This is a genomic window from Roseovarius tolerans (assembly GCF_900109855.1).
Classification (GTDB): Bacteria; Pseudomonadota; Alphaproteobacteria; order Rhodobacterales; family Rhodobacteraceae; genus Roseovarius; species Roseovarius tolerans.
On record NZ_FOBO01000019.1, the window covers coordinates 1 to 14,339 of the forward strand.

Annotated in this window: 12 protein-coding genes; 1 reads left to right on the plus strand and 11 read right to left on the minus strand. The window is 65.7% G+C overall.

Annotation, left to right across the window (positions count from 1 at the left end):
- Positions 1–269 (minus strand): transposase (locus BMX04_RS15845; protein WP_074787871.1); only part of this gene is annotated, 269 nt, incomplete at its 3' end.
- Between the two features lie 116 nt (positions 270–385).
- On the opposite strand from BMX04_RS15845, the gene BMX04_RS15850 reads away from it, so the two are divergent.
- The gene (locus BMX04_RS15850; protein ID WP_139194584.1) at positions 386–757 is read left to right on the plus strand and encodes a hypothetical protein; all 372 of its coding nucleotides are present in this window, start codon (positions 386–388) and stop codon (positions 755–757) included.
- Between the two features lie 37 nt (positions 758–794).
- Here the strand turns inward: BMX04_RS15850 and hslU are convergent, their stop codons facing one another.
- The 10 genes from hslU to BMX04_RS15900 form a co-directional block, all read right to left on the minus strand.
- A complete protein-coding gene (gene hslU / locus BMX04_RS15855; protein ID WP_074787873.1) occupies positions 795–2,102 on the minus strand; it encodes an ATP-dependent protease ATPase subunit HslU in 1,308 nt (435 codons plus the stop codon).
- Positions 2,099–2,653, minus strand: coding sequence for an ATP-dependent protease subunit HslV (gene hslV / locus BMX04_RS15860; RefSeq protein WP_050663644.1), 555 nt, complete (start codon positions 2,651–2,653; stop codon positions 2,099–2,101). Before hslV ends, hslU begins: the two co-directional genes overlap by 4 nt.
- 63 nt (positions 2,654–2,716) lie before the next feature.
- Positions 2,717–3,865 carry an amidohydrolase gene (locus tag BMX04_RS15865; RefSeq protein WP_074787874.1) on the minus strand — a complete coding sequence of 383 codons (1,149 nt, stop codon included), beginning with the start codon at positions 3,863–3,865 and terminating at the stop codon, positions 2,717–2,719.
- Positions 3,866–3,946: 81 nt separating this feature from the next.
- The gene (trxA, locus tag BMX04_RS15870; protein ID WP_050663646.1) at positions 3,947–4,267 is read right to left on the minus strand and encodes a thioredoxin; all 321 of its coding nucleotides are present in this window, start codon (positions 4,265–4,267) and stop codon (positions 3,947–3,949) included.
- Between the two features lie 60 nt (positions 4,268–4,327).
- Positions 4,328–7,684 (minus strand): double-strand break repair helicase AddA, encoded by a 3,357-nt coding sequence (gene addA, locus BMX04_RS15875; protein ID WP_074787875.1) that lies wholly within the window; start codon positions 7,682–7,684, stop codon positions 4,328–4,330.
- The gene (gene addB / locus BMX04_RS15880) at positions 7,681–10,620 is read right to left on the minus strand and encodes a double-strand break repair protein AddB (protein WP_074787876.1); all 2,940 of its coding nucleotides are present in this window, start codon (positions 10,618–10,620) and stop codon (positions 7,681–7,683) included. Before addB ends, addA begins: the two co-directional genes overlap by 4 nt.
- The gene (locus tag BMX04_RS15885; protein WP_074787877.1) at positions 10,613–11,296 is read right to left on the minus strand and encodes a nucleotidyltransferase family protein; all 684 of its coding nucleotides are present in this window, start codon (positions 11,294–11,296) and stop codon (positions 10,613–10,615) included. Before BMX04_RS15885 ends, addB begins: the two co-directional genes overlap by 8 nt.
- Complete coding sequence (locus BMX04_RS15890; protein WP_074787878.1) at positions 11,293–12,303, minus strand: aminoglycoside phosphotransferase family protein; 1,011 nt, start codon at positions 12,301–12,303, stop codon at positions 11,293–11,295. Before BMX04_RS15890 ends, BMX04_RS15885 begins: the two co-directional genes overlap by 4 nt.
- Positions 12,296–12,772: a tRNA (adenosine(37)-N6)-threonylcarbamoyltransferase complex ATPase subunit type 1 TsaE gene (gene tsaE, locus BMX04_RS15895; protein WP_074787879.1), complete on the minus strand. Its 477-nt coding sequence runs from the start codon at positions 12,770–12,772 to the stop codon at positions 12,296–12,298. Before tsaE ends, BMX04_RS15890 begins: the two co-directional genes overlap by 8 nt.
- A 40-nt stretch (positions 12,773–12,812) precedes the next feature.
- The gene (locus BMX04_RS15900) at positions 12,813–14,333 is read right to left on the minus strand and encodes a PAS-domain containing protein (protein WP_074787880.1); all 1,521 of its coding nucleotides are present in this window, start codon (positions 14,331–14,333) and stop codon (positions 12,813–12,815) included.
- Positions 14,334–14,339: the final 6 nt, after the last annotated feature.

Genomic DNA, 14,339 nt, shown 5'->3' on the forward strand with positions numbered 1-14,339 from the left:
CCCCGTGCAGCCTCGGCCAGGATCATCTTATCCAGCGTCAGATCTGAAACCGCACGCCTGAGCCGGGTATTCTCGGTCTCCAACTGCTTCAAACGTTTGAGCTGATCCCGGCTCATGCCACCATATTCTTTGCGCCATCGATAATAGGTCTGCTGCGTCACGCCAATCTGGCGCACGGCATCGGCAATCGAGCTGCCTTGCCCCTGCAACACTTCAACCTGCCGCAGCTTCAGCACGATCTCTTCGGGTTTGTCTCTCTTTCCAGCCATCTCTGCTCCTCCTGAAATGGGATAATACTATCCCAGTTGGTGGACCACTTCAGTGGGGGCGCTCCAGGGGCAGACCAGTTATTGATGCGAGCTATTGGTACAATCGTAATTTGGTCATGATAGCGAACATCGAAAGACAGTTTCTGGATCAAAGCGATCTAAGGGAAATTCATTATTACTTTGGTAAGCATCGTCCAGATAATAAAATGATCTCTCACCTAAAAATTCAGAAAATGCTAGGGATTTCAATCGGAGCGGTGATTTTGTTCTCACATTTTTGGTTTGAACTTTTGCCAATACTGTGCGGAAAAATGTCTTTCGAATTGATAACGCTAATGCCATGGGCCGCCGCAATCTTAGGTGGGCTATACTGCGTTGACATCGCCGCCAAGAAGAAGGCTAATTACGAAGAGTTTTTAACTAACTCACCTGGCAAAGATGTCGATGCGAGCGACATTAGTTATGGTTCGGGGCACGGCCACAATTAATCGTCGCCCGCTACTTCACGTTGTCTTTTGTGCCCCCTCACAACACATACCTCGACAAATCCGCCGAGCGCATCAGCTCGCCGAGGTTCTCTTCGACAAAGGCCGCATCGACGGTCACGGACTCGCCCGCGCGGTCGGGGGCGGTGAAGGAGAGTTCTTCGAACACCCGTTCCATCACCGTGTAGAGCCGCCGCGCGCCGATGTTCTCGACCGATTGGTTGACCTCCGCCGCGATGCGGGCGAGCGCCGCGATGCCGTCTTGGGTGAAGTCGACCGTCACCTCCTCGGTGCCCATGAGGGCGGTGTATTGGCGGGTGAGGGCGTTGTCGGTCTCGGTCAGGATGCGGACGAAATCGGCCTCGGTGAGGGCGCGCAGTTCGACCCGGATGGGCAGGCGGCCTTGCAGTTCGGGCAGCAGATCTGACGGTTTGGCGATGTGGAAGGCGCCGGACGCGATGAAGAGGATATGGTCGGTCTTGACCGCGCCGTGCTTGGTGGAGACGGTGGTGCCCTCGATGAGCGGCAGCAGGTCGCGCTGCACGCCCTCGCGCGAGACATCGCCGCCGCGCGCGTCGGATTTGGCGCAGACCTTGTCGATCTCGTCGAGAAAGACGATGCCGTTCTGTTCGACGGATTCGAGGGCGGTGCGGGTGACGGCCTCATCATCCAGGAGCTTGTCGGCCTCCTCGCTGACCAGCAGATCGTGGCTGTCGGCGACGGTGATGCGCTTGGTGGTGGTGCGGTTGCCCAAGGCCTTGCCGAAGATATCGCCGAGGTTCATCATCCCCATCTGGCTGCCGGGCTGGCCGGGAATGTCCATCATGCCGAGGGGGTTGGAGCTGTCGGAGACCTCGATCTCGATCTCGGTGTCGTCGAGCAGGCCATCGCGGAGTTTCTTGCGGAACATCTCGCGGGTGCCCTCGCGGGCGTCTTCCCCGGCGATGGCGGTGATGACGCGTTCCTCGGCGGCGTGCTGGGCGCGGGCCTTGACGTCTTCGCGCATGTAGTCGCGGGTCTGGACGATGGCGCTGTCGACGAGATCGCGGATGATCTGTTCGACGTCGCGGCCGACATAGCCGACCTCGGTGAACTTGGTGGCCTCGACCTTGATGAAGGGGGCGCGGGCGAGTTTGGCGAGGCGGCGGGAGATCTCGGTCTTGCCGACGCCGGTGGGTCCGATCATCAGGATGTTCTTGGGGTAGACCTCGTCGCGCAGGTCATCCGTCAGCTGCTTGCGGCGCCAACGGTTGCGCAGGGCGACGGCGGTGGCGCGCTTGGCGTCCTTCTGGCCGATGATGAAACGGTCAAGCTCCGAGACGATCTCGCGCGGGGTCAGGTCGGTCATTTTGTGATTTTCTCCACCGTCAGGTTGCCATTGGTGTAGACGCAGATATCGGCGGCGATGGACATGGCCTGGCGGGCGATGTCTTCGGCGGAGAGGTCGGTTTTCTCCGCGAGGCCGCGGGCCGCTGCGAGGGCGAAATTGCCACCGGAGCCGATGGCGGCGATGTCGTGCTCGGGCTCGAGCACGTCGCCTGCGCCGGTGATGACGTAAAGCTGATCGCCATCGGTGACGATGAGCATCGCCTCGAGCTTTTGCAGGTATTTGTCGGTGCGCCAGTCCTTGGCGAGATCGACACAGGCGCGTTGGAGCTGGCCGGGGGTGGCCTCGAGCTTGCTTTCGAGCCGTTCCAGGAGGGTGAAGGCATCCGCCGTGGAGCCGGCAAAGCCCGCGACCACGTCATAGCCGCCGGGCGAGAGGCGGCGCACTTTGCGGGCGCTGCCCTTGATCACGGTCTGGCCGAGGCTGACCTGCCCGTCGCCCGCGACGACGACCTCACCGCCCCTGCGCACACCGATGATGGTGGTGCCGTGCCAACCGGGAAAATCGCTCATGTTAAGGCCTCCGTTCTGGTCCGCCCTATATGGAAGGCGGCAGAGATGGGTGCAAGGGCGGGCTTACCCCAGCAGGTCGCGCGCCACGCGGTGAAAGATCTGCGCGCCGATAGGGATGAGATCGTCGGGGAAGTCGTAATCGGGATTGTGGAGTGCGGCGTGATTGGTGCCTGCGCCAAGGAACAGCATGGCGGATTTTGCGTGCTGGCCGAAGCGGCCGAAATCCTCGGAGGCGCGCATCGGCAGGCCGCTGTCGTCATGCGCGATGTTGAGTGTGTCGAACGCGTTGCGCAGGATTTGGGTCGAATCCGGATGGTTTTCGCAATGGGCGAAAATGTCGTGATAGGTAGTCGTGTGGGTCAGGCCATGCACCTCGACCATCTCCTCTACCAGCGTTTCGGCGGCCTCACACAGCGCGGCCATGCGATCATCGGTCAACGTGCGCAGCGTGACGTAGAGCGTGGCCTCGCCCGGGGCGATGCCGAAGGCGGGCGCGCCCATTTGGGCATGAGTCACAGTGGCGAGGGTGAAATCCGTATCCTGCGGCGTGCCGTGGCTGAGCGCGGTCAGTTGCGGCATGAGGCTGCTGAGGGCGGCCATCGGCGAGGTGCCGTTTTCGGGCTCTGACGCGTGGGCGGATTTGCCGGTGAGGGTGACGGCCATGCCGCGCGAGGCGCAGTTGACCGGGCCGGGGATGAGGCCGATATGCCCCAGAGGTAGGCCCGGCATGTTATGCAGGGAAAAGGCGTAATCGGGTGTAATAGTCTCGAATTGCGGATCGGCCAGCACGGCGGCGGCCCCTGCCCCGGTTTCCTCGGCAGGTTGAAAGAGCAGCACTGCGCGGCCGCGTGCCGGGCGCTGTCGCGACAGGAGCCGGGCAAGCCCCATCAGCACGGTCATATGCCCGTCATGGCCGCAAAGATGGCCCTTGCCGGGACGGGTCGAGCAGTGTGGCAGATCGCCCTGCTCTTCGATGGGCAGCGCGTCGAGTTCGCAGCGGAATAGCACCGTCGGGCCGCTCTCGGCCCCGGCATAGACCGCGGCCACACCGTGACCGCCGAGACCGGTCAGCAGGGTATCGGGCGGCGCGGCCTCTAGCGCCGTGGTGATGCGGCGCGCGGTCTCGCGCTCCTCGCCCGAGATCTCGGGGTGGCGGTGCAGATCATGCCGCAGCGCGATCAGCTCGGCGATATCGGAATTGGTCAGGGTCATGCGGCGATCATGCGTGTTTTGCGGGCAAAGAAAAGGGGCCGCGCGCTGCGCGACCCCAATCCACGAGGTGTTCTGAAGGGGTCAGATGCTGTCTTCGATCCAGCTTTGCAGCGCGGCCTTGGGGGCGGCGCCGGCGCGGTTCGAGATCACTTCGCCATTCTTGAAGATGAAGAGCGCCGGAATGCCGCGCACGCCCATGGCGACGGCGGAATTCGGGTTGCTGTCGACATCGACCTTGGCGACCTTGATCTTGCCTTCCATCTCGGCCGCCAGCTCTTCGAGGGCCGGGCCGATCTGCTTGCAGGGGCCGCACCATTCGGCCCAGAAATCCACCACGACGGGGATATCGGAATTCTTCACCTCGGCATCGAAGGTGTCGTCGGTTACGGCAACGGTGGCCATGTGCATGTCTCCTAGCGGTCAGGGTTTCGACGCTGAACCTATGGAGCCGGACGGGTCGCGTCAAGCGATCCCGGCGGAATCGAGGGCCGCGCTCACGCTCTCGTGCGGCAGGCGCATGAGGGTGGCGGTACGGGTCCAGAGGATCGCCGTCTCGATGCGCCGGTTGGGGTAGAGTTGACCCAGGGCGTGGGCATAGGCGCCCATCTGCCGCAAGAGGCCGTCGGGACAGTCGGCCACGGTGTCGGGAACCATGGCGTTGGTCTTGAAATCCACGGCCAGGACATGATCGGGGGCGAGGATCAGCCGGTCGATGACGCCATGCAGGCGGGTGGTGCGAAGGTCGGCGGTGATCGTCACCTCGGTCAGGGCATCGGCGGCGAAAAGCGGGGCAAGGCCGGGCCGGGTCAGGACCTTTTCGGCCTCGGCCAGCAAGAGCGCAAGCTCTTCGCCCATTGCCGCATCGGGGCCGTTGGAAAGGAGGCGGGCCGCTGTCGCTGGCCAGTCGGGGGCGGGCACTTGCGGCAGGAATTCGAGCAGGCGGTGGACCTGACGACCCCGGCGCTTGGCGGCGTCCTCATCGAGGCCGCGTTCACCGGGCAGGGCCTTGTCGCCGCCGAGATCGGAGGGGCTGAGCGTCTTGACGCGGTCGGGCGCGGGCGGCGCTGTCCGCTCGAAAACAGGTGCGAGGGGTGGGATGCTGTGCGTTTGATCGTTACTTGATTGTGTCTCTGTTTCAGCCCAAACCCCGTGTTGCAGGCGCAGGCCGGGCCCTTGCGCAAAGCTGTGGGCGGTGGCCCCTGCCGTCTCCATTCCGCGCGCGACCTTTTCATACCAGGTGTTGCCGCTTGATCCGAGATCACCATGAGCCGCGACGATCAGCCATTTCTCGGCCCGGGTCATCGCGACATAGAGCAGGCGGTCGCGCTCGGCCTCTTGCGCGGCGCGGCGCTGATCGACGGCGTCGCGGATCTCGCCGGGCATGTCGGGGGCAAGGCCGGTCCAGAGCGGCACGTCATAGGGTGCGACGATCTGTGGCGTGGGCGAGGCGCGCCAGGCGCCGGTTTCGGGCAGGATGACCACCGGCGCCTCCAGCCCCTTGGCGCCGTGCACGGTCATCACGCGAATCCGGTCGCTGGCGCTGTCCATCTGGCGCTTGATCTCCAGATCGTCGGTTTCCATCCAGACGAGGAAGCCGGTGAGGCTGTCGACGGCGCGCTGTTCATAGGCCATGGCCTGCGACAGGAGCGCGTCGATCCCGTCCTCGGCCTCGGCCCCGAGGCGGGCGAGAAGTTTGCGCCGCCCATCATGGCGGGTGAGAATGCGCTCGATCAACTCGTAGGGGCGGAGGAAGTCGACGTGGTTGAGCAGGTCGTCGATGACCTCCAGCACGGCAGGAAATTCCGCACGGCGGTCGCGCAGGGCCTGCCAGAGATAGCGCTGGGTGCGGCCTTGGGCGAGGTCGTATAACTGCGTCTCTGTCCAACCGAAAAGTGGCGATTTCAGTGCGGTGGCGAGCGAGAGATCATCCTCGGGCGTCGAGAGAAAGGAGAGAAGCGCGGCGAGATCGCGGACTGCGAGTTCCGCACCGACCTTGAGGCGATCGGCTCCGGCGATGGGCAGGCCCTGCGCCTTGCATTCGCGGATGATCTCGTGAAAGAGCGTCGAGCGGCGGCGCACGAGGATCAGGAAATCGCCGGGGCGGACGCGGCGAAAGCCGTCCTTGTCGGGGATCGTCTCGCCCCGGTCGAGCATGGCGCGCATTTCGGCGGCGACCTGCCGGGCTAGGATGATCGCGGGATGGTTGGTGGCCTGCACGTCCACCGGCATGTGCCAGGCGGGGGGATCTTCGAGCTCGGGCTTCTCAATCAGGGGCCAGAGATCGACGCGGCCGGGAAGGGCCTCGAAGAATGCCTTGTGACCCTCTTGGGGCGTAAAACCGCTATTTTCGCTTTGATCGAAGCAGCAATCGACGGTGGTCAGGATCGCGCGGGACGAGCGGAACGAATAGGCCAGCACCCGCGATTGCAGCGGTGTGCCGGTGTTTTCCAGCCGCGCGCCGAAGTCGCGTTGCATGCGGTCGAATTCGCGGGGGTCGGCCCCCTGGAAGGAATAGATCGACTGTTTCTTGTCGCCGACGACAAAGATCGTGCGGCGGGTGTCGGGGCGGGCACCCTGCCCGCTGGTGAATTCCTGCGCCAGCCGTTCGATCACCTGCCATTGCACCGGGCTGGTATCCTGCGCCTCGTCGACAAGGATATGGTCGATGCCGCCATCGAGCCGGTAGAGCACCCAGGCGGCGACGGCGGGATCGGTGAGCAGATCGCGGGCGCGAAGGATGAGGTCGTCGAAATCGAGCCAGCCGCGCAGTTGCTTGGCGTGTTCATAGGCGGGCAGAAAGGCACGGGCAAAGGCATGCAATGCGCGGGTTTTCTGGAGCGCGAGGACGGCGAGACGGGTCTGGCGGGCGTCCTCGACGCGCAGCATCCATTGCTCGATCTGGTCAATCACGGGACTTAGGGATTCGCGCGTGGCCTTGGTCGGAAAAGAGCCCATCTTGGCGGAAAACGGCGATTTAGCGCCGGGGCCGGTGAGGAATACATCCTCGAGGATCGGCAGGGCGCGGTGATCGAGCGCGGTGATCCGTGAGAGCTTGGCCGCGGCCTTGGTGTCGTTGGCGGAGCCTGCCTGAAGCGCCGGGATGAGGTGATCGAGCAGGGTGGATTCATTGCCAAGGAAAACGCGCGCCTCGACATCGGCCATGCTCAGCCCTTCGGGCAGATCGAAACTCTCTGCGAGATCGGCCTCGCGGACCGGGCGGGCGAAACCGCTGCGGTGGCGGGTGATCTCTGCGGTCAGATCATCGAGTGTTTCGCCGGAATAGTGCCGTGCAATGGCGTAGAGCGTGTCGGCCTGCGGGCCAGCGGCCAGATCCTCGACGATCTCGGCGCGGAGCAGGCGCGCGGTGCGGTCTTCCATCTCGGTGAACTGGGGTGAGACCCCGGCTTCGAGGGGGAAGCGGCGCAGAAGCGCGGCGCAGAAGGAGTGGATGGTCTGGATGCGCAACCCGCCAGGGGTCTCGATCGCCTGGGCAAAGAGACGGCGGGCGTGGCGCAGGGTGTCGTCGTCGATCGTGGCTTCGTGGCCCAACTCGCGCAGCGCGTCCGAGAGATCGCGATTGCCCAGCATCGCCCATGCGCCAAGCCGCTGGAACAGGCGGTTCTGCATCTCGCTGGCGGCGGCCTTGGTATAGGTGAGGCAGAGGATATGCTGCGGATTGATCCCGTCGAGCAGGAGCCGCGCGACACGGTCGGTCAGCACGCGGGTCTTGCCCGAACCGGCATTGGCCGAGAGCCATGTGGAGAGGTCAGGCCGTGCGGCATCGACCTGCGCCTGCGTGGCGGCGTCGCGCGCGGTCATTGGCCCACCCCGCTTTCATCCGGGGGATCGGTCACGTCCCATTCGCCGAAGCGGGCGAGTTGATCGTAATCGCCGCGATCCTCGGAGCTGTGCATGGCGCGGCGGGCGACATAGCCCTTATGCGGCACTGAATAGGCCGAAATCAGCTCCTTGAACTCTGACCAAATCTGATCGGGTGGCTCCTCATCAAGCGGGGCCGCGACCTCTTTCGGGGTGCTGCCCAAGCCGATGAAGGCGGCGCGCATGACCTTGACCGGGCCAATCTCGCCAAAGCCGCCGCGTTCGGCCATCGCAGCCTCGAGCAGCAATTGCTTGTCAAAGCTCTTTTGCTCCTTGGCGGTGGGTGGCGTGCCGGTCTTGTAGTCATAGATATACATCCGGCCATGTGCGTCGAGATCAAGCCGGTCGGCCTTGGCCGAGAGGGCGAAGCCGAGCTCAGAGATCTCGGCGCGGCCCTTTTCCTCGAACCGCGCGGGCGTGGCTTGTGCGCGGCGTTCTGCCTCGGTCTCGATGAACCAGTCGGCGACGCGTTCCAGCCGTGCGAGCCAGAGCGCGCGCGCCTCGCCCCAGGGCACGTTTTGGGCCAGAACAGTCTCTGCAATTGCGAGCAAAGCCTCGCGCGTGTTCTGGTCTGGGTGGTCGAGGGCGTGTTTGACGAACAACTCCAGAATCTCGTGCAGGACGGTGCCGCGCAGGAGCGCGTCGGGCAGCTTCATCAAGGGATCGAGCGGGCGCAGGCGCAGGACGTGGCGCGCATAGATCGCGTAGGGATCACGAATCAGGCGTTTGATTTCCGTCACGCTCAGCCGATCGGGGCGCGCGGCGATGGGGGGCGCCGGGGCCGGGCGCGGGGCGCGCGGCACCTCGCCGGGGGTTTCCAGCGCGGTGACCTGATCGAGCCACGCCTGCCCGCGGGCGCGCATGGCGGCGAGCGCCTCGGCGCCGCCCTGACCGGGCAGGCCGGAGAGCAGGTTCTGCACGCGGTTGAGCCAGCGCGACACCACGGTTTCGGCATCGTCGGAACGCACGGAGCGGGTGAGCCAGACCTCTTTCGCGGCGATGGCCTGTTGGAAATCATGCGCCGAGAGGCCGATGCGGCGCTCGGGCAGCAAGAGCCCCGCCTGATGGCGCAGCGCGCGGTTGAGCCATGGGTCGGGCTTGGGGGCCTCGGGCCAGCTGCCTTCGTTGAGACCGGCGAGAATCAGCAGATCGGCGCCCTGCACCCGCGCCTCGAGCGTGCCCCAGATCAGGATATGGGGGCGCGGATCGGTCGGGTCGCGGACCTCTTCGCCGGAGAGGATGCTGTGAAAGAGGCTGGCGTAATCCGTGGCGTTGAGCGCGCCCGCGACGCCTGCCTCGTCGCGCAGGGAATTGATGAGTTTGAGCGCGTCCTGCCCCGCCTCCTTTTGCCAGAGCGTGCCGGTGCCGTCCCCAACACAGCCATGCGCGATGCGTTCGGCGAGCGTGACATGCGCCTCGACGCGGGTGTCGAGCGGCGCATCGTCGGGCTGCGCGCGGTCGGTGAAGCACTCGCAGAGCCAATTCACCCAATCGGCCAGGAACGGGTCGGACTTGCCTGCTGTCCATTCCGTCAGGCTATCGCGGGTCGGGTAGGGCGGCCCGTTGCGGCGCAGGTGCAGTTCCAGATCGCGGGTCAGGCGCAAATGGTCGTTGCGCGCGGCCCCCTGATGGGTGAGCGGATGCTTGAGCAGGGTCAGAAGCGCCTCGGCGCTGAGCGGGTGGCGGAAGAGGTCGGCCACATGCCGCAGGAGCCGCCCGGGTGGGGAAAGGTGCAGCGGCTGACCGGCGCTGTCGTCGGGCAGGATGTGCCAGCGGTCGAGCGCGGCGGTCACCTGACGGCTGAGCGTGCGGTCTGGCGTGATGAGGGCGGCGGTCTGGCCGTCCTCGGCGGCCAGCCGCAGGCGCATCGCGATGGCGAGCGCCTCGGTGCGGGTCGATTGCGCCTCGATCAGGGTGACATCGGCCATGGCGGGGGCGAGATCGCGCAGGTTTGGCCCGTCGCGCAGCCATTGATCGGTGACCGGGGCGGGGCGCAGGGCGAGCGAGACAAGCGCATTGCGCGCGGGGTGCGGGGGAGTGTCGTCGGACCATGGTGCGATGTCCTGCGGGGCGATGCCCGCGCCTTGGGCAAACCGGACAAAGCGGTATTGCGGGTGGTCCTCTGAGGTCATCGGGTCGGCGAGCGCGTCCCAGACATGGGCGGGCGCGTCAAAGTCAAACCCAGGCAGCACCACCGCGCCTTGCGGCAGGCGGGCCACCGCCTGCATCAGGAGTTGCGTGGCCCCGCGCGAGCCGGTGGAGCCTGCGACGATGATCGGCGATTGCGGCAGGTTTTGCGCCCAGAGATCGGCCAGTCGTTCGATCACCAGACGCTGCCGGGTTTCCACGTCGGGGTTTTCGGGATCAGCCTCGAAATAGTGACGAACAATGCCCAAAAACGACTTTATCCGCGCCCAGTGGCCGGATTGATCGGTGACGTCGAGATCCTCGATCACCTGTGGTGGCACGCCTTCGCCGTGCATCTCGTCCATCAGACCGGCAAGGCTGTCGGAGAGGTCGAAGATCGCGCTGCGCGGAGCGAGGTCGGGCTGAGTGTCGAGCAGGGTCGAGATCAGTTGCACCAGTTCGAGCCGTCGGCGCAGGCGCGGCACCGGGTCTGGGATATGCGCGAGATCCCACATCTCGCCCAGATCGGTGACCAGGCTGATGCGCGGCAGCAGGCAGGACGACCCCTGATCGAAGAGGTCGCGGATGCGGCGGGCCATACGGCGGGTGTTGACGATGAGGGTAACGCGGGCGAGCGTCTCGGGCGGTTGACCGGCATGGCGGGCGCGCAGGCCTTCGACCAGCGCGCGGGGGAAATCGACGCCGGGGGCGAGGCCGAAGACGCGGGGGGTGTAGGAGGGCTCAAACATTTCGGTGGCCCAGCATCGCCTCGGCCTGCGCGATGCCCTCGGGATGGCCCACATCGCACCATTGGCCGGGATAGGGCAGGGCGCTGAGGCGGTTGTCTGCCAGCATCCGATCCCAGAGAAGGTTGAGTGAAAAGGCCGGGTCGTCGATCTCGTCCAGCAGGTCGGGTTTGATGATCTGCACGCCGGAATAAATGAGGCCGGGGCCGCGCGTGGCGCGCCGGTCCTCGGCAATCCGGAAATCGCCGGTGCCGGAATGGCCGATGGCTTGCGCCTTGGGGATGCAGAGAAGCAGCGCGTCCATGTTGCCGGGCTGCCATGCGTCGGCCAGTAGCGAAAGCGGGTTTGGACCCTGCCAGACCGCATCGGTGTTCATGGTAAAGACCGGCCCGGGGCCAAGGAGGGGCTGGGCGGCGCGCAAGCCGCCGCCGGTTTCGAGGATCTCGGGCGTCTCGTGGGAAAAGCGGATGTCACGCCCCGCCAGATGCGCGGTGATCTGATCGGGCAGGTAGTGCAGGTTGACCACCGTGCGCGGCGGGCCGTAGGCGGTGACCAGATCGAGCGCGTGGTCGATGAGCGGTTTGCCCGCCACCTGGATCAGGGGTTTGGGACGATCTTGGGTCAAAGCCCCCATCCGTGTGCCGAACCCGGCGGCAAAGAGCATGACCGGCAGACTCATGTCGCACGCTTCTCCTTGAGGCGGGTCAGGATTGCGGGGGTCGGGGCGGGGAGTGTGTTGTGCACGAGCGTGGCAAGCGGGGCGAGTGCCGGATGCGCGAGGTCGCGCTGCAAAAGGCCCCAGACGCGGGGGATGAGGTCGATGTAATGCGCCTTGCCATCGCGCAGGCAGAGCCGGGCGAAGACCCCGAGGATGCGCAGATTTCGCTGTGCGCCAAGCGTGTGATAGGCGGTGGTGAACCTGTTGGGATCGACTTCAGCGGCGGCGATGTAATGGGCGACCATCGCGGATTCGGTGGGGGGGGCGACGTCGCGGCGGGCGTCCTGCAGGACCGAGACCAGATCATAGGCGCGGTGGCCGCGCATCGCGTCCTGAAAATCGAGCAGGCCGACGCGGGCGGTGCCTGTCCGCTCCGTCAGCCAGAGCAGGTTTTCGGCGTGATAGTCGCGCTGAATGAGCACGTCTGTTTCCGGGGCGTGGAGTTGGAGCAGATCGTGGACCGTGGTGTGGAACTCGGTGCGCGCGGGGCTGTCCTCGTCGGTGGCGCCCTTGAGGTACCAGTCGAAGCTGAGGGATGACATGTCGGCCATGACCTGCGGGGAATAGGGCGGCAGGTCGGCGGGTGGGGCGTGGTGGTGCAGCGCGGCGAGGACGTCAGTTGCGGCGGTATAGAGCCGCATTTCATCGTCTGGCGCGCGGTTCAGCACGCGGGCGAAGAGCGCATCGCCGAGGTCTTCGAGGATGAGAAAGCCGCGTGCCGTGTCCTCGGCCAGAATGTCGGGGGCGGAGAGGCCGATCCCTGTGAGATAGCGGGCGATGCGGGTGAAGGGACGCACATCCTCGCCCTTTTCCGGGGGGGCGTCCATCAGCACTGCGCGCGCGCCATCGGGGCGGTGCAGGCGCAGGTAGCGACGGTTCGAGGCGTCACCGGCAAGGGGGCGCGCCTCGGCGGCGTGCCAGTCGGTCGAGGCGAGGAAATCGGCCATCGCGGCGGTGCGGTCAGTCATCGGTCAGCCCCTTCAGCGTCGTCGTCCAGCGTGGATCGGACCATGTGAGCGTGAGGTGGCGCGTGTCCTCGGCCTCAGCGGGTGTGAAATCGAGGGTGAGGGCACCGGGAGGGGCCAGATCGCCGAGCCGGTCGGGCCATTCCACGAGGGCGATGGCGCTCTCAAACGCCTCGGTGAGGCCGAGTTCGATCACCTCGGTGGGGTCACTGAGCCTATAGAGATCGGCATGCCAGATCTCGCAATTGCTGCCGGGATAGGTCTGCACCAGCGTGTAGGTGGGCGAGGGCACGTCTTCGGGTTCGCGCAGGAGCGCGCGGATCAGGCAGCGGGCGAAATGGGTCTTGCCCGCGCCGACCCCGCCCGAGAGGAGCAGGACATCCCCGGCGGACAGCCTGTGGCCGAGCGCCTGCGCGAAGGCGCAGGTCGCATCGGGGCTGGCAAGGGTGAGGCTGCGGCAGGGTCCGGACATGGCCCGACACTACACGCGCCACGCCTGCCCGCAAGCCGGATCAGCCGGTGCGTTCTTGCGTCAGGGCGGCGTCTTTTGCTGCGTGATGGCAGAGCGACAGCATGGTGTTTCCTCGGCCCACCGGTATGTGCCGCAGATCGAGTTGCCCGGCCCCCTGCGCCAGTGTAATGCGTTCTGACACCGGCGCGCCGGTTGCGATCTGACGCTCCAGAATTGGCCAGAGCGTGCTTTGCGGAAAGCGGGCCTGACAGGCGCTGACGATGTCGCGCAATCGCGTGTCGGCAAGGCTGCTGTCGGGGTCGATGCCCAGTAGCGTACCGAAGCCCGCATTGCAAAACATCAGGCGGTGATCCGGGGACAGCACGGCAATCGCCGCATCGAGATTGTCGATCACGGCCTGTCTCAGGTCCATCTCGCTGCGGTGATTGCGCGCCTCCGAGACTTCAAGGCTGATATCCTCGAACAGAAAGGCCACGGCCCCGTTGGGATGCGGCCGCCCGGTGATGCGATAGGTCTGCCCGGTCGCAAGGCTCCAGCAGTCTTGATAGAGGCCGCCGCGCGCGGCGCTGACCATATCGTTGATCTGGCTGCGCCAGTTGGCGTAATTCTTGGGCTCCGGCATGACCTGTGCGTCGCGCAGCATGTCGAAAAAGCTCATGACATTGGGACGGGCGCTGAGAAAACCGGCCGGCAGCCCGGTGAGGTCAATCAGGGCCGGATTGAACAACGCCAGCGATTTTGCGCGATCGAACACCGCCAGCCCGGTCGGCAGATCGGCGAAGGTGCGCCCCAGGGTCTGCACGAAATCGCGCTGTGCGGTTTCGGCGCTGACGAGGGCGGTGATGTCGCAGGCGTAAAACGCGTGTCCCGCCTGCATGTGGGTGACGGTGAGATCGAACCAGCGATCGGGTGCGTTGCCGTCCGCATCGGGGAGGCTGATGCGCTGGGTTCGGGTGTCCGTCGGTTCGGGCAGGGGGCCGAGCGCGGCGCTCATCCGGGTGATGCTGTCGGAGGGGAACGCGCCGGCGGCGTCGTTCTGCCAGATCAGGTGGCCATCCCGGCCCAGAATCCACACCGGTTGCGGTGCCGCATGCAGCGCCGCCTTGGGCACATCCAGCACCATCAGGCGGCGTCGTCCCTCATGCAGATGTGCGGGGCAGGACGGCCCGCCCTCGTGCAAAGTGGCGCGCAGGCTACGGGCGCTGGCCTGCAGTTCGAGCCGCGCGGGATCATCCGGCAGGGTGCTGTCGAATGTCAGCGATTTGCCCGCTGTGATGCTGTGCGGATCGGTGGGCAGGGTGCCGAAGCGAAAGGCCAGCCAGTTTCGAAAGCGCGACCAATCATCATCGGCGGCATCGCTTTCGTCGGGCCAGAGGGCACCGGCGTCATGGTCGATGAGGGTCGCGCCGCGAAACAGGAAATGGCATTGCGGCGCGGCGGGCCGGTCGGGCCGGGGCCGGACCGGGTTGGGCAGCAGCCCCGCGAGCCAGATCACAGCGAGCGATAACAGTGTCGCCCCAGCGAGGAGGGCCGCGATTTCCGTGATCGTCATCGTCGCCATCAGGCA